The organism is Pseudomonas sp. MAG733B, from assembly GCF_036884845.1.
Taxonomy (GTDB): domain Bacteria; phylum Pseudomonadota; class Gammaproteobacteria; order Pseudomonadales; family Pseudomonadaceae; genus Aquipseudomonas.
On sequence record NZ_CP145732.1, the window covers coordinates 4,916,739 to 4,936,214 of the forward strand.

A 19,476-nucleotide genomic window follows, 5' to 3' on the forward strand; every position below is an offset into this window, starting at 1 on the left:
CCTATGCAGTAGATTGTTTTTGTTTTGAGCGCAGCGGTCGGTTCGACGTCCGGATCAGGTGAAACTCCAGAAAAAGCTAACGATGACGCTGGTTTCCCTGCAATGTATGGCGTTGGCTTCGGCCATAAAATATCTCAGGCGCACTGTTCACATAGATCGGCGTCTATGTAATCGAGTATCGGGAGCCTCCATGCTGGGAACTGTAACGGAGCTGGATCTGCGCTTGATCCGGGTATTTCTCACCGTCGTCGAAGCGGGCGGGATTTCAGCGGCGCAAACCGCGCTCAACACCACGCAACCGACCATCAGCGCGCAACTGGCGACGCTGGAAGCGCGGGTGGGTTTTCGCCTGTGCGAACGCGGTCGCGGCGGGTTTTCGGTGACGCCCAAGGGCGGTCAGTTTGTCGAAGCTGCACGCCGCTTGCTAGCGGCGGCCGAAGGCTTTCGGGTCGAAGTGCAGCACATCAACCGCAAGGTCTCAGGCAACATCAACATCGGCCTGCTCGGGCAGATCGACCCGGTGGCGAACAAGAAAATCGGCTTGGCCATTGCACGCCTGCGAGCCCGGCACGAAGGGTTGTACTTCCACTTCACCGAGCTGTCGTCGTCGCTGCTGGAAGAAAAAATCATCAACAGCCACATCGATCTGGCCATCGGTTATTTCTGGCACCGTTTGCCCAACATCGACTATTTCCCGTTGTTCCAGGAAACCCAGATCGCCTATTGCGCGCCGTCGCACCCGCTGTTCGAACACGTGGGCGCACTGACTCGCGAAGACGTCAGCCACTACGACTGGGTCTGGCCAAGTCATCCGCTGCCGGAAATGCCCGCCCCCACTTCGATCGAACGCCTGACCGTGCTCACCGACAGCATGGACGGCGCCGCGCTACTGATCCTCTCCGGCCAGCACTTGGGCTTCCTGCCGCAGCACTACGCGGCCCGGCATGAACAGCTCGGGCAGTTGCACCCGCTCAATCCCGAATTGCTGCGCTATGAGGTCGGCTTTCATGCGGCGGTCAGGCATTCGGCGCGGCAGCGGGATCTGGTCAGTGCGTTTCTGAACGAGTTGATCGATATCTTCGGCACAGCATAAATCTTCTGTTTTCCTGCGAACCACTCATCTTCACGGCTGGCCCTACCGCTATATATTTTTGTATATTGCGAAACTCAAATCGCCAAGACACGTCCATGAGCCGCATTCGCCAACACAACCAACAGCTGATTCTGGAAGCCGCCAGCGCCGAGTTCGCCGCGAAAGGTTTCGACGCCGCCCAGACCCGCGACATCGCCGCGCGGGCCGGCGTGCCGAAGGCGAATCTGTATTACTACTTCCAGAGCAAGGAAACCCTTTACGCCAAGGTCCTGCTCGGGTTTGTCGAGCCGTTGCTGGAAGCGTCTGCGGTACTGCGCGAGAGCGACGACCCGCTGGTGGGTTTGCCTGCCTACATCGAGGCGCGGATTCGCATCGCCCGTGAGCATCCGCATATCGCGAAGGTATTCAGTGATGAGTTGTTGCTCGGCGCGAGGCAACTGCCCGAGCAATGTCGCGACCTGCTGTATGCCGAAGCCCGACGCAATGTCGACTGCCTGCGCAGCTGGATTGATCGGGGGTTGCTGGCGCCGATCGATCCGGAGCATTTGATGCTGTTCATCTGGTCAGCGACGCGCACGTACACCAATCTCGACTGGCAGATGGCGCATATCACCGGGCGGGAGACGCCACAGGATGAGGATTATCAGAATGCAGCAGCGACCATCACCCGGTTGGTGTTGGGGGGTGTGATGCCGGAGGTTATGGAAGCGCCTCGGTTATTGAGGTTCGCGACTTGATTCGTCAATCACGACCGGGAACCTGTAGGAGCGAGCTTGCTCGCGATGAGGTCGGTACATTCGGCCTGTTCATCGACTGATACACCGCCATCGCGAGCAAGCTCGCTCCCACAGGGTCTGTGACAATTTCAGAACTGGATATCTTTGGCCGGAATCACATCGATCCGCGTCACCGAACCGGTGAGGTGCGCCCAATCCTTGTTGTGCTCGGCAATGATGTCTTCAGCGGTGAGGTTGCCGTTGTCGACGGTGGAATGCGCGTCGTTCGCCAGCACCACGTCATACCCCAGTGTCAACGCTTGACGCACAGTGGCGTTGACGCAGTAATCGGTTTGCAGACCGCAGATGACCAGGCGCTCGAAGTCTTCCTTCGGTAAAAGTTTTTGCAGGTTGGTCTGGTAGAACGAATCCCTGGTGGTCTTGCGCACGCGCAGGTCCTTTGGCGCCGTTTCCAGACCTTCAGCCAGTTGCCAGCCCGCCGCCTCGTGCGCAAGGGGACTGTTCGCCTCTTCGTGCTGAATCAAAACCACCGTAACGCCGGCATTGCGCGCCTGCGACGAAAGGTCGTTGATGGTATTGATCACGCGATTGATCTCGAAGCACTCGTATTCACCCGAGCATAGAGCCTGCTGGACGTCGATGATTAACAGTGCAGTGGTCATGATTCCTTCCTTGAAAATTCAGAGGGGCAAGGGACGAACATAAGTCCGTCCCCCGCCAAACACAACCCTCAGTAACCCAACGACAACCCAGTGTTACGCCGTGGATCGTTGGCCCCGTAGAAACGGTTCTTGCCCACCGGTTTTCCGTCCAGCGACGGCGCGCCTACGAGGATCGCCGCCAAGTGGTTGGCATCCTGCGGGCCGGCGAACTTGTGGCCCCAGCTTTCGAGGATCTTTACCGTGTCCGGGCTGGTGGTGAAGGTTTCCAGATTGGTTTCCTCCGGCAGCCATTGCTGGTGGAAACGCGGCGCATCGACCGCTTCCTGGATGTTCATGCCGTAGTCGATGACGTTGAGCATGGTCAGCAAGGTCGCGGTGATGATGCGGCTGCCGCCCGGCGTGCCAACCACCATCACCACTTTGCCGTCCTTGGTGACGATGGTCGGGCTCATGGACGACAGCGGCGCCTTGCCGGGCGCGATGGCGTTGGCCTCGCCCTGCACCAGGCCGTACATGTTCGGCACGCCGATTTTCGAGGTGAAGTCGTCCATCTCGTCGTTGAGGATGACCCCGGTCTTGCTGGCCATGACCCCGGCGCCGAACCAGTCGTTGAGGGTGTAGGTCACCGACACCGCGTTGCCCCATTTGTCGACGATCGAGTAATGGGTGGTGTTGCTGCCCTCATGGGGCGCTACGCCAGGCTTGAGGTCTTTGGACACGCCGGCCTTTTGTGGGTTGATCGCTTCACGGAGCTTGGTCGCGTAGTTTTTATCCAGCAAATGGGCGATCGGGTTCTTCACGAAATCCGGGTCGCCGAGGTAGCTGTTGCGATCGACGTAAGCGTGACGCATCGCTTCAATCTGATAGTGCATGCCCTGGGCCGAGTGGTAGCCCAGATCCTTCATCGGATAGCCTTCGAGGATGTTCATGATCTGGCAGATCACCACGCCACCGGAGCTCGGTGGTGGTGCCGAAACCACGTGGTAGCCACGGTAGTCGCACTCGATCGGCGCCAGTTCTCGGGTCTTGTATTTGTCGAGATCGGCCTGGGTGATGATGCCCTTGTTGGCCTGGCTGGAGGTGACGATCGCGTCGGCTACCCAGCCTTTGTAGAAGCCATCGGCGCCCTTCTCGGAGATCTCCCGCAGGGTTTTGCCGAGGTCTTTCTGCACCAGTTTCTGCCCGACCTGCATCGGCTCGCCGTTGCTCAGGAAGATCGCGCCGGAGTCCTTGATGTCCTTCTTGAACACGTCGGTGGCGTAGTCCAGCAAATCGACATCGCCCTGCTCCAGCACGAAGCCGTCTTCAGCCAGTTTGATGGCCGGGGCGATCACGTCCTTGCGAGGTTTGGTCCCGTATTTGCTCAGCGCCAGTTCCATGCCGGACACCGTGCCCGGCACGCCAACGGCCAAGTGACCGCGTGTACTCAAGTCCGGAATGACGTTGCCGGCCTTGTCGAGGTACATGTCGGCGGTGGCGGCCAGCGGGGCTTTTTCGCGGAAGTCGAGGAAGGTCTTGCGGCCGTCGGCCAGTTGAATGGTCATGAAACCACCACCGCCCAGGTTACCCGCCGCCGGATACACCACCGCCAACGCGTAACCTACCGCGACAGCGGCATCGACCGCGTTGCCACCGTTCTTCAACACATCCACGCCCACATGGCTGGCCAGGTGCTGGGCGGTGACCACCATGCCGTTTTCTGCGGCGACCGGGGCGACAGAGGCCGCATGGGCCGTCAGGCAGCTGAGCGCCAACGAGGTCGCAATCAGCGATTTGGCAAAAGGTTCGTACTTCATGAGTCGGTCTCTTCTTGTTTTAAAGTAGGAAAACGCGTCAAAAGCAGTAGCCAAGTATGGTCGGGATTGCGTATTGCGCCTCCCCGACGAAGCAGTATCCTTAACGCCTGTTCAACAATCAGACGGGGCCTGCGGCATGACTTACACCTGCACCACCCTGGCCTCCCCGGTCGGCGAGTTGAAGCTGGTGGCGAACGGTTCGAGACTGGTCGCCATCCTCTGGGAAAACGACAAACCCGGTCGGGTGCGTCTCGGCGCGATGATCGAAGCGCCGGACAGCCCGATCCTCATGCGCGCCGCCGAGCAACTGCGCGAATATTTCGCTGGCACACGCCAGCGATTTGAACTGGAGCTGGATTTTGTCGGCACGGAATTTCAGAAAAAGGTCTGGGCGGCGCTGCTGACCATTCCTTTTGGCGAAACCCGCAGCTACAGCCAGATCGCCGAACAGATCGGCAACCCGAGCGCGGTGCGGGCGGTAGGTGCGGCGAATGGCAAGAACCCGATCTCGATTATTGCGCCTTGTCACCGGGTGATTGGCGCATCGGGGAAATTGACCGGGTTTGCCGGGGGGCTGGAGGCGAAGGAGCTGTTGCTGACGCTGGAAGGCGGGCATTGGCCAGGCACAGCGCGCTTGCCTGGCTTCTAACCCTGTAGGAGCTGCCGCAGGCTGCGATCTTCTAAAAGCAAAATCAAAAGATCGCAGCCTGCGGCAGCTCCTACAAAATTGTGTGTGCCCAATTCAGGAAAGCTGCGCCTCGTACTCCTTCTCGTACTGCCCCGCCAGCGTCTCTTTCTGTTTGTCATTGAGCAACTTGCCAGCCATCTGGAAGAATTTCTGCTCCTCCTCCTCGAGATGGTGATGAACCTTTTCCGACAGCTTCTTCGCGGTCGCCAGCCAGGCCGGGCTGGACATCTCGGTCTCGTCGAGCTCCTCCATCATTTCATCCATTTCGTGATGCTCGGCGATTGCGTGGCGGCTGAGGTCGACGCCGTTGTCGAACTCCATCAGCGGAATGTAGAAATGCCGTTCTTCAGCGGTTTCATGGGCCTGCAATTCGGACTTGAGTTGCTTGTAGGCCTCGACGCGTTCAGGCGTGTCGCCGCTGGTGTGGATCAGCGCCTTCGCATAGATCCGCTGGCGTTCATGGCTTTCGCGCAAGGCTTCGAAAATGTTCACGGCGTGTCCTCATCAGTCGCGCTCGGCAATGGCGCGTCACAACAAATGACACCTGCGTGATGGCGACGGTTCCACCGGTGTTGTGGTGATGGAACATTGGCGTCGACCGCGATAGGCTGCGCGTTCACAGCCATAAGGATATAGCCATGACCCTGCGTATCGAACGCAAGCACAACCCCAGTAACGAAGAACGCGAGGCGATCCTCGTGCCGTTGCGCGCCTATAACACCTCGAAGTCCGCGAGCCCGCCACCGGAACATATCGCACTGCTGATACGCGACGACAACGATGAAATTGTCGGCGGCGTTTATGCCCGGTTGTTTTATCAGTGGTTGTTCATCGACTTGCTGGCGGTGCCGGAACAGGCCCGTGGACAAGGCATGGGCACGAAGCTGATGCAGATGGCGGAAGACCTGGCGCGGGAAAAGGAATGCGTCGGTCTGTGGCTGGAAACCTTTGAGTTCCAGGCGCCGGAGTTCTACAAGAAATGCGGTTATAGCGAGATCGGCCACATCGCCGACTACCCGCCAGGGCACAAGCATTTCTTCTTTCAGAAGCGCTTGAGTTACTGATTCAACCCACAGTCGCCTGCTGTACACCAAACAAATGTGGGAGCGGGCTTGCTCGCGAAAGCGGTTTTTCATTCAACATTGATGTTGCCTGGCATACCGCCTTCGCGAGCAAGCCCGCTCCCACATTGGGTACTACATTGGTCTCACAGACAGGTAGCCAACGCCGCCAACCGGCGCTTGGCGACGAAATCGTCCTGCTGCGCGTAGTAGCTCAACACAGTGCCCGAAGCATCGGTGGTCACGTCCACGAAAGACTCCGCCGAGCGGGTGTAAACCGTGGTGCCGCCCTTCTCTGCTGGCTCCAGGTAAGCAGCGGCATCAACACCGAACACCGATTCGTCCTGCCAGGAAAACTGCACGCACTGGGCAACGTCTTTGGCCGGTTTGTCCGAGTTCAGGGTTTTGTACGGGGCCTTAGTGCGAGCATCGTTCATTGCCGAGCCCGCGCATCCCGCCAGCAAGGCAGCGGCCAGCGCTACCATCAGAATTCGCATTGCATTGCCTCATCAGGAAAAAGCGGACTGTATCACCGTGGCACAGCGAATCGTTCTGCTTTACTTCATTTATACAGCGACACCGCGCGACGATTCGCGCACCCTGTCGCGCCATAACGCTGCATCGCACTTTTGACTGGAAGCCCCATGACCCCCAACGCCGAGTTTTACAAACCGACCGCTGAATATGCCGACAAGCTGATCAGCCAGATCGGTCAGACGCCGTCCTGGATCGCCAAGCGAATCGGCGTCACCGACAAGCGAATTCGTTACATCCTCGACGGCGAGAGAACCGTCAAAGGCGAAACCACGCCGATCCAGATGACCTACACCGAGCAATTTGCCCTCGAATGTCTGGCAGCAGCGGCCAAGGCCAGCAAGAAACAGTCTTCGTAATCCGTTCTAAAGGAGTGACCATGGCGGCATCCGAGTTGCAACACGAACAGGCACTTAAGAAGTTTCTCGATGAACGTCCCGAGTTGCTCCATCAACTCGACAATCTCAACCCGCTGCTGGCGCAGGCCAAGGGTGAAACCCAAGCGCAGTTTCGCGAAGAGCGGTTGCATGAAGCCTTTGAGGAAGAGGCCGAACGCCTGGGATTGTTCGCCTGGGAGCTGACATTGCAACTCACGGCCGCCACGCCGCAAGACTACGAGGCCCAGCGCCTTGCCGTGCACCGGGAAGTGGCAGAGATGGCCGGCATGGACTGGCTGGAATATTGTGACTTGTATGGGATAACACCTTAGTCATCGCTCAAGGACATCGATCGCCCATGCTGCCATCCACCGCCAAGCCCCACGCCAGCCCCGGTCACCTGCACACGCAGAAATGGCGCGGGCGCATCGGCCTGAGTCTGGTGGCCATGCTTTCGGTATTGGCCGGGATGACCGACGCGATCGGCTTCATGGCCAGCGGCGACTTCGTTTCGTTCATGAGCGGCAACACCACCCGCATGGCCGTGGCCATCAGCGCGGGCGATCTGGGACTTACCCTGCGCCTGGTGATACTCGTCGCGACGTTCATCCTCGGCAATGCGCTGGGCATTATTGTCAGCCGGCTCAGCGGACGCCGAGCGCTGCCCCTGCTGCTGAGCATCGCCGCCCTGTTGTGCGCCGCCGCGGCCTGGCCTTACGACGAGCAACTGCCTGCGCTGCTGGCGGCGATCATTGCGATGGGCATGCTCAATGCTGCGGTGGAAGAAGTGAATGGTTTGCCGGTCGGACTGACCTACGTGACGGGTGCCCTGTCGCGCTTCGGTCGCGGACTCGGGCGCTGGATGCTCGGCGAACGGCGCAATGGCTGGCGCGTGCAATTGATACCGTGGACCGGCATGTTTGCCGGGGCGGTCATCGGTGCTGTGCTGGAGCATCACTTTGGGCTCAAGGCGCTGTTTGCCAGCGGTCTGTTGGCGGCGGCGTTGGGTTTGTTGTCGCTGAAAATTCCGCGGCGTTGGCAGTTGGGGTATATGCCGCGCTGAATAATATGCTGCCTGTAAGGACGCCTTCGCGAGCAAGCCCGCTCCCACACTCGACCGAGTTCTATCTAAAGAATACGGTTAAATGTGGGAGCGGGCTTGCTCGCGAAGGGCGCGACTCGGTCTCAAGACAATCGCCCTTCGCCGCCCCGCCGATAAAGCTTTATCATGGCCGCAGTTTCGCTGATCGAGTCCGTCATGAAGTTCGCCATCGCCGTGTTTTCCGCCGCCCATGCGCCCTCCTCGCGCCGCGCCTTGCTGTTCGCCCAGGCCGCGCTGGCCGGTGGGCATGAAATTGTCCGGCTGTTTTTGTATCAGGATGGCGTCTACAACGCCTCCGGCAGCGTGGTCACGCCCCAGGACGAACTCGACTTGCCCAAGCAATGGCGCACCTTCGTCAGTGAGCAAAAACTCGATGGCGTGGTCTGCATCGCCGCCGCCCTGCGCCGTGGCGTGTTGAACGAGGAAGAAGCCAAGCGTTATCAACGCGACGCTGTTGCCGTCGGCGCACCATGGGAATTGTCCGGGCTCGGCCAGTTGCATGACGCGGTGCAGGATGCCGACCGCCTGATCTGTTTCGGAGGCGCATAAGATGGCCAAATCCTTGTTGATCATCAGCCGTCAGGCGCCGTGGTCCGGACCGGGCGCGCGGGAAGCGCTGGACATCGTGCTGGCCGGTGGCGCTTTCGATCTGCCGATCGGCCTGCTGTTTCTCGATGACGGCGTGTTCCAGCTCGCGACGAAACAGGACGCCAAGGCCCTGCAACAGAAAGATCTGAGCGCCAACCTTCAAGCCTTGCCGATGTTCGGCGTCGAAGAGCTATTCGTTTGTGCTGACAGCGCGGCGCAGCGGGGGCTGGACCCGAGCGCGCTGTCGCTGGAGGAAGCCCAGGCGCTGGACGCCGCTGAAATCACCGCACTCATTGACCGTTACGACCAGGTGATCACCCTCTGATGTCGACTTTGCATGTGTTGTCTCATTCCCCCTTCGGCGACGAACGCTTGAGCAGTTGCCTGCGCGTGATCGGCTCCCATGACGCGCTGCTGCTGTCCGGCGACGCGGCCTATGCCTTGCAGCCGGGCACCGCACCGTTCAATGCATTGAACGCTCGCGGCCTCAAGCTCTATGTTCTGGCCGAAGACGCCCAGGCCCGGGCCATCGACGTTCCAGACTGGGCCGAAGCCATCGATTACCCGGCCTTCGTCGAACTGTCGATCAACCACGACAAGGTCAACAGTTGGCTATGAATGCATTGACGGTCGGCGCCCGCGCCATCGAGCTGGACAAGGACGGCTTCCTGGTCGAACTGAGTGACTGGTCGGAGGATGTCGCCAGTGCCCTGGCAGCTGCCGAAGACATCGAGTTGAGCCCCGAACACTGGGAAATCCTCGAACTGCTGCGCAGTTTCTACGCCGAGTTCCAGTTGTCGCCGGCCACCCGCCCGCTGATCAAATACACCGCATTGAAGCTCGGCCCGGAAAAAGGCAACAGCCTGCACCTGAACCGACTGTTCAAAGGCACCCCCGCCAAACTCGCCGCGAAACTGGCGGGCCTGCCCAAACCGACGAATTGCTTATGACCGACTACCCAGCGCTGACCCTCGAAACGCCCGCCGAACACCCGTTCGCCCAGTTCGTGCGCATCCTTGGCAAAGGCAAACGCGGCGCCCGCGACCTGACCCGTGAAGAAGCCCGCGCCGCCATGGGCATGGTGCTCGATGAACAGGTCGAGGAAACCCAACTCGGCGCATTTTTGATGCTGCTACGACACAAGGAAGAAAGCGCCGAGGAAATGGCAGGCTTCACCGAGGCCTTGCGCGAGCGCTTGACTCCACCGGCAATGGCGGTGGATCTGGACTGGCCAACCTACGCCGGCAAGAAACGTCACCTGCCTTGGTATCTGTTGGCAGCGAAGTGCCTGGCGCAGAACGGCGTGCGGATTTTCATGCATGGCGGCGGCGCCCACACGGCGGGTCGGCTGTACAGCGAGCAATTGCTGGAGGAACTGAACATCCCGCTGTGCCGCAACTGGCAGCAAGTCGGTGCGGCCCTGGACAACGGCGGACTGGCGTTCATGCCGCTGGTGGACTGGGCGCCACAGCTGCAACGGATGATCGATCTGCGTAACACCCTGGGACTGCGCTCGCCGATTCACTCGCTGGCGCGGATTCTCAATCCATTGGGCGCGCGTTGTGGCTTGCAAAGCATTTTCCACCCCGGCTACCAGGCAGTGCATCGCGATGCCAGCGGCTTGCTCGGCGACACCGCGATTGTGGTCAAGGGCGATGGCGGCGAGATCGAGATCAACCCGGACGCCGACAGCCATTTGTACGGCACCACGGGCGGTGAAAGCTGGGATGAGGAGTGGCCGCAACTGTCGAGCCAGCGCCACGTCAAACCGGCATCGCTTGAGCCAGAGCATCTGAAGGCCGTATGGCGTGGCGATGTGATTGACAGCTACCCGCAAATGGCCCTGATCTCCACCATGGCGCTGGCCTTGCGTGGCCTCGGCCAGACTCGCGAGCAAGCGTTCGAAACCGCCCAGCAATACTGGGACGCTCGGGACAAATCGATTTAATCGATCATACCCCCTCAAGCTTTGCGCTTTTTTATCGAACCTATCGGAATAGACTCCTCTCCAACGCTTATCGGTTGAGGAGTCTCGAACATGGGTTTGTTAGTTGAAGGTCGCTGGCAAGACAAGTGGTACGAAAGCAGCAAGGACGGCGCGTTCCAGCGTGAGCAGGCGCAGCGTCGCAACTGGGTCACCGCTGACGGCCAACCCGGCCCGAGCGGTGTCGGCGGTTTTGCTGCCGAGCCTGGTCGCTATCATCTCTACGTGTCCCTCGCCTGTCCGTGGGCTCATCGCACGCTGATCCTGCGCAAACTCAAGGGGCTGGAAAGCCTGATCGATGTGTCGGTGGTCAGTTGGCTGATGCTGGAAAACGGCTGGACCTTCGACAAGACGCTGGGCTCTACCGGCGACAAACTCGACCATTTCGAATTCATGCACCAGCGCTACACCGCCGATACCGCCGACTACACCGGTCGCGTCACCGTGCCGGTACTCTGGGATAAGCAGCAGAAGCGCATCGTCAGCAATGAATCGGCGGAAATCATCCGCATGTTCAACAGTGCCTTCGATGACTTGACCGGCAACGGTCTGGATTTCTATCCGGAACCATTACGCAGTGAGATCGATGCGCTGAACGAGCGGATCTATCCGGCAGTGAACAACGGCGTGTACCGCGCCGGTTTTGCCACATCACAGCATGCCTATGAAGAGGCGTTCGACGATGTGTTTGCGGAACTGGATCACCTGGAACAGGTGCTGGGCGCCAACCGTTACCTGACCGGCGAGTTCCTGACCGAAGCGGACATTCGTCTGTTCACCACACTGATTCGTTTTGACGCGGTGTATTACGGCCACTTCAAGTGCAACCTGCGGCGCATTGCCGATTATCCGAACCTGTCGAACTGGCTGCGGGAGATGTATCAGTGGCCGGGGATTGCCGAGACGGTGGATTTTACCCACATCAAGAATCACTACTACGGCAGCCACAAGACCATCAACCCGACCGGGATTGTGCCGAAAGGCCCAGAGCAGGATTTCACCGCGGCCCATGATCGGGAGCGGTTGAGTGGGAAAGGGGTTTGGCGCAGGGTCTGAAGATTGAGCAGTTTTTGAGGGCCCCAATCGCTAGCAGGCTAGCTCCCACATTTGATTTGTGTCGTTTCACAAATCCCCTGTGGGAGCTAGCCTGCTAGCGATGGGACCGACTCGGTTTTCAGAGTTGCCCCTGAGCCCCTTCAAACCACGCCAGTTTCTCGCGCAGTTGCACCACTTCACCGACGATCACCAATGTCGGCGCATGTACTTCATGCTCCGCCACCAATTGCGGCAAATCAGCCAGCGTGCCGGTAAACACCCGCTGATTGACCGTGGTGCCCTGCTGGATCAGCGCCGCCGGGGTATCGGCGCCGCGACCGTGCTTGATCAACTGCTCACAGATAATCGGCAAACCCACCAGCCCCATGTAGAACACCAGGGTTTGCGCTGGGGCAACCAGGTCGGCCCACGGCAAATCGGTGGAACCGTCCTTCAGGTGCCCGGTGACGAAGCGTACCGACTGCGCGTAGTCGCGGTGGGTCAGCGGAATCCCGGCGTACGCCGCGCAACCGCTGGCTGCCGTGATACCCGGCACCACCTGGAACGGGATGCCGTGAGCCGCCAGTTCTTCGATCTCTTCACCGCCACGGCCGAAGATGAACGGATCACCACCCTTCAATCGCACCACGCGCTTGCCTTGCTTGGCCAGATCCACCAATTGCTGGTTGATCTGATCCTGCGGCACGGCGTGATCAGCGCGACGCTTGCCGACATAAACACGCTCGGCGTCGCGACGGCACAATTCCAGGATCGCCGGTGCAACCAAACGGTCGTACAGCACCACATCGGCTTGTTGCATCAGACGCAATGCCTTGAACGTCAGCAGATCGGGATCACCCGGCCCGGCACCCACCAGATACACCTCACCGGTGGCCACCGGCGCTTCACCATCGATTTTCGCCTGCAACAGACGCTCGGCTTCACCGCCCTGCCCGGCCAGTTGACGGTCGGCAATCGGCCCCTGGAAAACCTCTTCCCAGAACGCGCGGCGCTGCTGCACATCCGGGAACAGTTTTTTCACCTGATGGCGAAAACGCGCCGCCAGGCCAGCCAGTTGGCCGTAGGTAGAAGGAATCCAGGTTTCGATCTTGGCGCGGATCAAACGTGCCAGCACCGGCGCATCGCCGCCGCTGGACACTGCAATGATCAACGGCGAACGGTCGACGATCGCCGGGAAGATCACGCTGCACAGCGCCGGCGCGTCGACCACATTGACCGGCACGCAACGCCGATGGGCATCGGCGGAGACTTGTGCGTTCAGCGCTTCATCGTCGGTGGCGGCGATGATCAGCCCGCAACCGTCGAGGTCCGCTTCGGCATAGCCACGCACCAGGCACTCGCCACCGCTGCCGGCAACCAGTTCGCGCAATTGCGTTTCGATTTCAGGTGCAACCACCCGCAGCAGCGCACCGGCATCGGCCAGCAGGCGGGATTTGCGCAAGGCGATCTCCCCCCCACCGACGACCAACACACGACTGCCGCGAAGGTTGTGAAACAGCGGCAGATAGTTCATTTAACCGATGACCTCGAGGCCACCCATGTACGGCTTGAGTACCTCAGGCACACGGATCGAACCGTCGGCCTGCTGGTAGTTTTCCAGCACCGCCACCAGGGTACGACCGACCGCCAGGCCGGAACCGTTCAGTGTGTGCACCAGCTCGGGCTTGCCGGTTTCCGGGTTGCGGAAACGCGCTTGCATGCGACGGGCCTGGAAGTCGCCACAGTTGGAGCACGACGAGATTTCGCGGTACTTGTCCTGGCTCGGGATCCACACTTCCAGGTCGTAGGTCTTGACCGCGCTGAAGCCCATGTCGCCAGTGCACAGCGCCAGGGTGCGGTAAGGCAGCTCCAGCAGTTGCAGGACTTTCTCGGCGTTGGCGGTCAGGCCTTCCAGCGCTTCCATCGACTGCGACGGCTCGACGATCTGCACCATCTCGACCTTGTCGAACTGGTGCTGACGGATCATGCCGCGGGTGTCGCGACCCGACGCGCCGGCTTCACTGCGGAAGCACGGGGTGTGGGCGACGAACTTGATCGGCAGTTGCTTCGCGTCGACAATTTCACCGGCAACGATGTTGGTCAGCGATACTTCGGCCGTCGGGATCAGGTACAGATCGGCTTCGCCTTCGCGGGCGATCTTGAACAGATCCTCTTCGAATTTCGGCAACTGGCCGGTGCCTTGCAGCGCCGGAGCCTGGACCAGATAAGGCGTGTAGGCCTCTTCGTAGCCGTGCTCGGTGACGTGCAGGTTGATCATGAATTGCGCCAGGGCGCGGTGCAGACGGGCAATCGGGCCGCGCAGCAGGGCGAAACGTGCGCCGGACAGCTTGGCGGCGGTTTCGAAGTCCAGCCAGCCGAACTTCTCGCCCAGGGCCACGTGGTCCTGAACCGGGAAATCGAAAGCGGTCGGCGTGCCCCAGCGGCGCACTTCGACGTTGTCGTCTTCGTCTTTACCGACCGGCACCGATTCGTGCGGCAGGTTGGGGATGCCCAGCAGGATCGAGTCCAGATCGGTCTGGATCGCGTCCAGTTCGACTTTACCGGCACTCAATTCGCCCGCCATGCGCTCGACGTCCGCCATCAGCGGCGCGATGTCTTCGCCGCGCTGCTTGGCCTGACCGATGGATTTGGAGCGCGCGTTACGTTCAGCCTGCAGTGCTTCGGTGCGGGTCTGGACGGTCTTGCGCTGTTCTTCCAGCGCTTCGATGCGCGCGACATCCAGGGCATAGCCACGGGATGCCAGGCGGTCCGCTACGTCCTGAAGGTTGCTACGTAACAGTTTGGAATCGAGCATGTCGGTCTCTCGTTATCAAAGTTTGGTCAAGGACAGGCCAGCCCAGGTGGCGAGCAGCCCGCCGAATACGCTGATGGCCGCATAGCCCAGGGCCAGCGGCACTTGCCCGCTTTCCAGCAAGCGCACCGTATCCAGTGAAAAGGATGAAAAAGTCGTCAGCCCTCCGAGGAAGCCGACGATCAACCCGGCGCGCACCTCGATCGGCACCTCCGGGCGAATCAAAAACAGACCGTATAGAACGCCGATCAGCAAACAGCCCACGATATTAACGGCCAGCGTCGCGGTATAGAAGTGCCGCGGCCAATTAGCGTTGATCCAGTTACCCGTGGCAAAGCGCAACAGCGTGCCGGCGATCCCGCCGACGGAAACCGCAACGATCAATGGAAGCACTATTTTCTCCGCTGCCGAGGGCTTAAACGGTCGAGTTTTGCCAGGTGATTGAGCTTTTCGCCGATCTTCAACTCCAGTCCCCGGGGCACCGGTTGATAGAACGGGATCGGGTCGAGTTCTTCCGGAAAATAATCTTCCCCTGCGGCGTAGGCATCAGGTTCGTCGTGGGCATAACGGTATTCGTCGCCGTAGCCCAATTGTTTCATCAGTTTGGTCGGCGCGTTGCGCAGGTGCAGCGGCACTTCCAGCGAACCGTGTTCGGCGGCGGCGCGCAGTGCGGTCTTGAAGCCCATGTACACCGCGTTGCTTTTCGGCGCGCAGGCCAGATAGGTGATGGCCTGGGCCACCGCCAATTCGCCTTCGGGGCTGCCGAGGCGCTCCTGCACTTCCCACGCCGCCAGGCACAGGCTCAGCGCTCGCGGGTCGGCATTGCCGATGTCTTCGCTGGCCATGCGCACCACGCGCCGGGCCAGGTACAACGGATCGCAACCGCCGTCGATCATTCGCGCAAACCAATACAACGCGCCGTCGGGATTGGAGCCGCGCACCGATTTGTGCAGCGCAGAGATCTGGTCGTAGAACGCTTCGCCGCCCTTATCGAAACGCCGACGGGTATCGCCGAGCAGGCTTTGCAGCAGGTCGGTGCCGATTTCGCTGTTGTCTTCGGCCAGGTCCGAGGCGTTTTCCAACAGATTGAGCAAGCGCCGGCCATCGCCATCGGCAGCCGACAGCAGCATCTGGAAGCCTTCATCGCTGAGGGTCAGGTTGCGTTTACCCAAACCGCGCTCTTCGGTCAGCGCGCGGTGCACCAGTTTGCGCAGTGCGGCTTCGTCGAGGCTTTTCAGCACATAGACTCGCGCACGGGACAGCAAGGCGTTGTTGAGTTCGAACGAAGGGTTTTCGGTGGTCGCACCGATGAAAATCAGCGTGCCGTCTTCGACATACGGCAGGAATGCATCCTGCTGGGACTTGTTGAAGCGGTGCACTTCGTCGACGAACAGAATCGTGCGCCGACCGTATTGCGCGGCCTGCTGCTTGGCGATTTCCACCGACTGACGGATCTCCTTGACCCCGGCCAGCACCGCCGACACCGTTTCGAAGTGCGCTTCCGAGACTTCCGCCAGCAATCGCGCCAGCGTGGTTTTACCCACGCCCGGCGGCCCCCAGAAAATCATCGAATGCAGGGCACCCTGCTCCAGCGCTTCGCGCAAAGGCTTGCCGCGAGCGAGCACGTGTTCCTGACCGACGTACTCATCCAGATTGGTCGCTCGCAGGCGCGCGGCCAAAGGCTGAGAGATCGGGGCGCTGCGAAACAGGTCCATGGCGTACGTTTAAAACCTCGTATTACAAATCTGCTGGAAACCTGTGGCGAGGGAGCTTGCTCCCGCTGGACTGCGCAGCAGTCCCTTTTTTGGGGGCGCTTCGCACCCCAGCGGGAGCAAGCTCCCTCGCCACATAAGCTCGCACCTACGGATTGCGGTTACTCCTGGATCACGTCCGCACCCTTCGGGATATCGAACTTGAACTTGGACGCCGGGATCGGCTCATTGGCCTTCACCCCGGTGAACAGGATATTGGTGCGCTGGCCGACGCTGTCGATCAGTTGCATGTCATTGACCAGACCGTTGCGGAACGACAGGCGCAGGCTGTCGAACAGGGTGTCCTTGGTTTTCGGCTTGAGGGTGAAGTCAATCACGCCGCCGGCTTCCTTGGCACTGATGTCGAAGCTCTCGCTGATCTTGGACACGTCACCGGACAACAGCAACGCTGGCGTCTGGGTCAGGCGCTGGTCGAGGTTCTTGATGGTGGCCTGCTCCAGGTCCGGGTCCCACAGGGTGACTTTCTTGCCATCGGAAACCATGGTCTGCTCGGCAGGAGCATTGGTGTGCCAGTAGAACAGGCCTGGACGCTGCAACGACATCTCGCCGGCAGTTTCCTGCAACTGAGTGCCAGTGCCATCGAGGGTCAGTTGCGAGAAACGTGCGCTCAGGGTCTGGGATTTTTCCAGCAGTTGGGTCAGACGCGCCACGTCCTTGTCATCGGCGTGGGCCGAAAGCGTGGTCAAAGCCAGTACCGGCAGCAACAGCATGCGGATCAGACGCATGGGAGTCCTCATTACATTCGTGGGAGTGCGGGTGGCGCCTCAGGACGCCGCCCCTTTTCATATCAGGTCAGTCGCGCGCCGGGGTTGGGGCCAGGACTTCTCGCGAACCGTTGGTGTTCATGGACGTCACGACCCCGGCCATTTCCATGGCTTCGATCATGCGCGCGGCGCGGTTGTAGCCGATTTTCAGCTTGCGCTGGACAGCGGAAATGGAAGCACGACGGCTTTCCAGAACGAACTGCACCGCTTCATCGTACAGAGCGTCAGCCTCGGGATCATCACCGTCGCCACCACCGCTGCTGCCTTCAAAGCCACTACCGGCCTCTTCGACACCGTTGAGGATGTCGTCGTTGTACTCCGGCGCACCGCGCAGTTTCCAGGCCTCGACCACACGGTGAACCTCATCGTCGGACACGAAAGCACCGTGGACACGAATCGGCAGGCTGGTGCCCGGCGGCATGTAGAGCATGTCACCGTGGCCCAGCAGTTGTTCGGCGCCGCCCTGGTCGATGATGGTCCGCGAGTCGATCTTGCTCGATACCTGGAACGCCATGCGGGTCGGGATGTTGGCCTTGATCAGACCGGTGATCACGTCCACCGATGGACGCTGGGTCGCGAGGATCAAGTGGATACCGGCCGCACGCGCCTTCTGGGCGATACGAGCGATCAGTTCTTCAACCTTCTTGCCGACGATCATCATCATGTCGGCGAATTCATCGACGACCACCACGATGGTCGGCAGTTTTTGCAGCAGCGGTGCTTCGTCGTGGATGCTTTCGCGCTTGTACAGCGGATCGCTCAACGGCTCGCCAGCGTCCTGGGCTTCCTTGACCTTGGCGTTGAAGCCCGACAGGTTTCGCACGCCCATCTTCGCCATCAGCTTGTAGCGGCGCTCCATCTCGGCAACGCTCCAGCGCAGGGCGTTGGCGGCGTCCTTCATGTCGGTAACCACCGGGCACAACAGGTGCGGAATGCCTTCGTAGATCGACAGTTCGAGCATTTTCGGGTCGATCATGATCAGCTTGGCGTCTTCCGGGCCGGACTTGAACAGGATCGACAGGATCATCGCGTTCACACCCACCGACTTACCGGAACCGGTGGTGCCGGCCACCAGCAAGTGCGGCATTTTCGCCAGGTCAGTGATGACCGGCTTGCCACCGATGTCGTGGCCCAGGGCCAGGGTGACCGGCGATTTGAAGTTGTCGTACTCAGGGGTCGACAGCACCTCGGAGAAGCGCACGATCTGCCGGTCTTCGTTAGGAATTTCGATACCGACCGTGGTCTTGCCCGGAATCACTTCCACCACACGCACACTGGTCACGGCCAGGGAACGTGCCAGGTCTTTGGCCAGGTTGGAGATGCGGCTGACTTTTACGCCGGCCGCAGGCTGGATTTCGTAACGGGTAATCACCGGGCCCGGGTGAATCGAATCCACGGTGACTTCGACGCCGAATTCCTTGAGCTTGATTTCCAGCAAATGGCCAACCGCAGCCAGGGATTCAGGCGAATAATTGAGTTGTTTCTTTTCTGCCGGGTCGAGAATCGAGATCGGCGGCAAGGTGCCTTCCACAGCGCTGTCGACGAACAGCGGTGCCTGTTTCTCTTTTTCGACACGCTTGCTCGGCGCGGCGGGCTTGACCGGCGCCGGCGCAATAACCGGCGGCACCTGCTTCTCGCGCTCGGACATGTGCTTGCTCAGGGCCTGCTCACGTTCGATCAGGCGTTCCTTGACCTTGGCCTGTTCGCGTTTGTCGCTGACGGTCGGCGCGACCACGTCGTGCACACGATCGTCGACTTCACGCAATTGCGCGACCAGTTGCTTGCGTTCGGTACGGGCCGCCCACCAACGATTGGCGGCGCCCTGGAACAGTTCAAACAGGTCGAGGGTGATCTTGCCGGTGACGTCCATCACCTTGAACCACGACAGGTCGGTGAATACGGTCAGGCCGAACAGGAACAGAGCGATGAACAGCAACGTGCTGCCCTGAATGTTCAGCGCGTTTTTGGCCAGGTCGCCAAGGCTTTCGCCCAGTGCACCGCCAGCGCCAGCCGGCAGACCGGTCGCGGCATGGAAATGGATATGAGCCAGCGCAGCACCGGACAGCACCAGGAACACCAGGCCGATCAAACGCCAGGAAAACAGCCAGCCGCTCCACTGCCAAGGCTCGTGGCGCTGACGGAAGATCTGATAAGCCTTGATCGCCAGCAACAACGGGAAGATATAGGCGAAGTAACCCAACACCATGAACAGGATATCGGCGCTGTAGGAGCCCGCCGGACCGCCGAAGTTCTGCACGTCGTCGATCTTGCTGTTGTGGCTCCAACCCGGATCGTCCTTGCCATAGGTCAGCAAGGCCATCATCAGAAACAGGCACAACGCACCGATGGCGATCAATGCACCTTCCTTGAGGCGGTAGTGCAAATGCTGGCGCCAGAGCGGAACGACTGTTTTGGGTGCTTCGGTGGATTTCTTCAAAACGCTACTTTTCCTGCGCCCAAGGCGCGTCCAT

The 19,476-nt window shown here is 60.3% G+C and carries 23 protein-coding genes; 13 read left to right on the forward strand and 10 right to left on the reverse strand.

Annotated elements, in window-relative coordinates:
• The first annotated feature begins 190 nt into the window (after window positions 1–190).
• On the forward strand, window positions 191–1,093 hold the full coding sequence (locus V6Z53_RS22515) for a LysR family transcriptional regulator (RefSeq protein ID WP_338581846.1): 903 nt from the start codon (window positions 191–193) through the stop codon (window positions 1,091–1,093).
• 95 nt (window positions 1,094–1,188) lie between these two features.
• The gene (locus tag V6Z53_RS22520; protein WP_338581847.1) at window positions 1,189–1,830 is read left to right on the forward strand and encodes a TetR/AcrR family transcriptional regulator; all 642 of its coding nucleotides are present in this window, start codon (window positions 1,189–1,191) and stop codon (window positions 1,828–1,830) included.
• Window positions 1,831–1,958: 128 nt separating this feature from the next.
• Here the strand turns inward: V6Z53_RS22520 and V6Z53_RS22525 are convergent, their stop codons facing one another.
• Window positions 1,959–2,492 (reverse strand): cysteine hydrolase family protein, encoded by a 534-nt coding sequence (locus V6Z53_RS22525; RefSeq protein WP_338581848.1) that lies wholly within the window; start codon window positions 2,490–2,492, stop codon window positions 1,959–1,961.
• Window positions 2,493–2,560: 68 nt separating this feature from the next.
• Window positions 2,561–4,288, reverse strand: a complete 1,728-nt coding sequence (ggt, locus tag V6Z53_RS22530; protein WP_338581849.1) for a gamma-glutamyltransferase — start codon at window positions 4,286–4,288, stop codon at window positions 2,561–2,563.
• A gap of 136 nt (window positions 4,289–4,424) precedes the next feature.
• Here ggt and V6Z53_RS22535 point away from each other — a divergent pair, with 136 nt between their 5' ends.
• Entirely contained in the window at window positions 4,425–4,937 is a 513-nt protein-coding gene (locus V6Z53_RS22535; protein ID WP_338581850.1) for a methylated-DNA--[protein]-cysteine S-methyltransferase, read from the forward strand.
• A 93-nt stretch (window positions 4,938–5,030) separates the two neighbouring features.
• On the opposite strand, the gene V6Z53_RS22540 is transcribed toward V6Z53_RS22535, so the two are convergent.
• Window positions 5,031–5,468, reverse strand: coding sequence for a hemerythrin domain-containing protein (locus tag V6Z53_RS22540; protein ID WP_338581851.1), 438 nt, complete (start codon window positions 5,466–5,468; stop codon window positions 5,031–5,033).
• Window positions 5,469–5,614: 146 nt separating this feature from the next.
• Between V6Z53_RS22540 and V6Z53_RS22545 the strand changes: the two genes are divergently transcribed.
• Window positions 5,615–6,040 carry a GNAT family N-acetyltransferase gene (locus V6Z53_RS22545; protein ID WP_338581852.1) on the forward strand — a complete coding sequence of 142 codons (426 nt, stop codon included), beginning with the start codon at window positions 5,615–5,617 and terminating at the stop codon, window positions 6,038–6,040.
• A gap of 143 nt (window positions 6,041–6,183) precedes the next feature.
• Here the strand turns inward: V6Z53_RS22545 and V6Z53_RS22550 are convergent, their stop codons facing one another.
• Window positions 6,184–6,534 carry a hypothetical protein gene (locus tag V6Z53_RS22550; protein ID WP_338581853.1) on the reverse strand — a complete coding sequence of 117 codons (351 nt, stop codon included), beginning with the start codon at window positions 6,532–6,534 and terminating at the stop codon, window positions 6,184–6,186.
• A gap of 147 nt (window positions 6,535–6,681) precedes the next feature.
• Here V6Z53_RS22550 and V6Z53_RS22555 point away from each other — a divergent pair, with 147 nt between their 5' ends.
• The 9 genes from V6Z53_RS22555 (at window position 6,682) to V6Z53_RS22595 (ending at window position 11,678) form a co-directional block, all read left to right on the forward strand.
• Window positions 6,682–6,930: a hypothetical protein gene (locus V6Z53_RS22555; protein WP_338581854.1), complete on the forward strand. Its 249-nt coding sequence runs from the start codon at window positions 6,682–6,684 to the stop codon at window positions 6,928–6,930.
• A gap of 20 nt (window positions 6,931–6,950) precedes the next feature.
• Window positions 6,951–7,280, forward strand: a complete 330-nt coding sequence (locus V6Z53_RS22560; protein WP_338581855.1) for a DUF6388 family protein — start codon at window positions 6,951–6,953, stop codon at window positions 7,278–7,280.
• Between the two features lie 26 nt (window positions 7,281–7,306).
• The gene (locus V6Z53_RS22565) at window positions 7,307–8,011 is read left to right on the forward strand and encodes a YoaK family protein (protein WP_338581856.1); all 705 of its coding nucleotides are present in this window, start codon (window positions 7,307–7,309) and stop codon (window positions 8,009–8,011) included.
• Between the two features lie 195 nt (window positions 8,012–8,206).
• Window positions 8,207–8,599: a sulfurtransferase complex subunit TusD gene (gene tusD / locus V6Z53_RS22570; RefSeq protein ID WP_338586549.1), complete on the forward strand. Its 393-nt coding sequence runs from the start codon at window positions 8,207–8,209 to the stop codon at window positions 8,597–8,599.
• Between the two features lies 1 nt (window position 8,600).
• Window positions 8,601–8,963 (forward strand): sulfurtransferase complex subunit TusC, encoded by a 363-nt coding sequence (gene tusC / locus V6Z53_RS22575; RefSeq protein WP_338581857.1) that lies wholly within the window; start codon window positions 8,601–8,603, stop codon window positions 8,961–8,963.
• Window positions 8,963–9,256: a sulfurtransferase complex subunit TusB gene (tusB, locus tag V6Z53_RS22580; RefSeq protein WP_338581858.1), complete on the forward strand. Its 294-nt coding sequence runs from the start codon at window positions 8,963–8,965 to the stop codon at window positions 9,254–9,256. The genes tusC and tusB overlap by 1 nt, the downstream gene beginning before the upstream one ends.
• The gene (locus V6Z53_RS22585) at window positions 9,253–9,588 is read left to right on the forward strand and encodes a TusE/DsrC/DsvC family sulfur relay protein (RefSeq protein ID WP_338581859.1); all 336 of its coding nucleotides are present in this window, start codon (window positions 9,253–9,255) and stop codon (window positions 9,586–9,588) included. The genes tusB and V6Z53_RS22585 overlap by 4 nt, the downstream gene beginning before the upstream one ends.
• Window positions 9,585–10,586, forward strand: a complete 1,002-nt coding sequence (locus V6Z53_RS22590; protein ID WP_338581860.1) for a glycosyl transferase family protein — start codon at window positions 9,585–9,587, stop codon at window positions 10,584–10,586. Before V6Z53_RS22585 ends, V6Z53_RS22590 begins: the two co-directional genes overlap by 4 nt.
• Before the next feature lie 90 nt (window positions 10,587–10,676).
• Window positions 10,677–11,678, forward strand: a complete 1,002-nt coding sequence (locus tag V6Z53_RS22595; RefSeq protein ID WP_338581861.1) for a glutathione S-transferase family protein — start codon at window positions 10,677–10,679, stop codon at window positions 11,676–11,678.
• Between the two features lie 118 nt (window positions 11,679–11,796).
• Here V6Z53_RS22595 and cysG read toward each other — a convergent pair whose 3' ends face one another.
• The 6 genes from cysG to V6Z53_RS22625 form a co-directional block, all read right to left on the reverse strand.
• Entirely contained in the window at window positions 11,797–13,191 is a 1,395-nt protein-coding gene (cysG, locus tag V6Z53_RS22600) for a siroheme synthase CysG (RefSeq protein WP_338581862.1), read from the reverse strand.
• Window positions 13,192–14,472: a serine--tRNA ligase gene (serS, locus tag V6Z53_RS22605; protein ID WP_150701317.1), complete on the reverse strand. Its 1,281-nt coding sequence runs from the start codon at window positions 14,470–14,472 to the stop codon at window positions 13,192–13,194.
• 15 nt (window positions 14,473–14,487) lie between these two features.
• The gene (gene crcB, locus V6Z53_RS22610; protein ID WP_077047840.1) at window positions 14,488–14,862 is read right to left on the reverse strand and encodes a fluoride efflux transporter CrcB; all 375 of its coding nucleotides are present in this window, start codon (window positions 14,860–14,862) and stop codon (window positions 14,488–14,490) included.
• Window positions 14,862–16,184: a replication-associated recombination protein A gene (locus V6Z53_RS22615; RefSeq protein ID WP_338581864.1), complete on the reverse strand. Its 1,323-nt coding sequence runs from the start codon at window positions 16,182–16,184 to the stop codon at window positions 14,862–14,864. The genes crcB and V6Z53_RS22615 overlap by 1 nt, the downstream gene beginning before the upstream one ends.
• Window positions 16,185–16,342: 158 nt before the next feature.
• On the reverse strand, window positions 16,343–16,966 hold the full coding sequence (gene lolA, locus V6Z53_RS22620; protein WP_338581865.1) for an outer membrane lipoprotein chaperone LolA: 624 nt from the start codon (window positions 16,964–16,966) through the stop codon (window positions 16,343–16,345).
• A gap of 67 nt (window positions 16,967–17,033) precedes the next feature.
• Window positions 17,034–19,442 (reverse strand): DNA translocase FtsK 4TM domain-containing protein, encoded by a 2,409-nt coding sequence (locus V6Z53_RS22625; protein WP_338581866.1) that lies wholly within the window; start codon window positions 19,440–19,442, stop codon window positions 17,034–17,036.
• Between the last annotated feature and the right edge of the window lie 34 nt (window positions 19,443–19,476).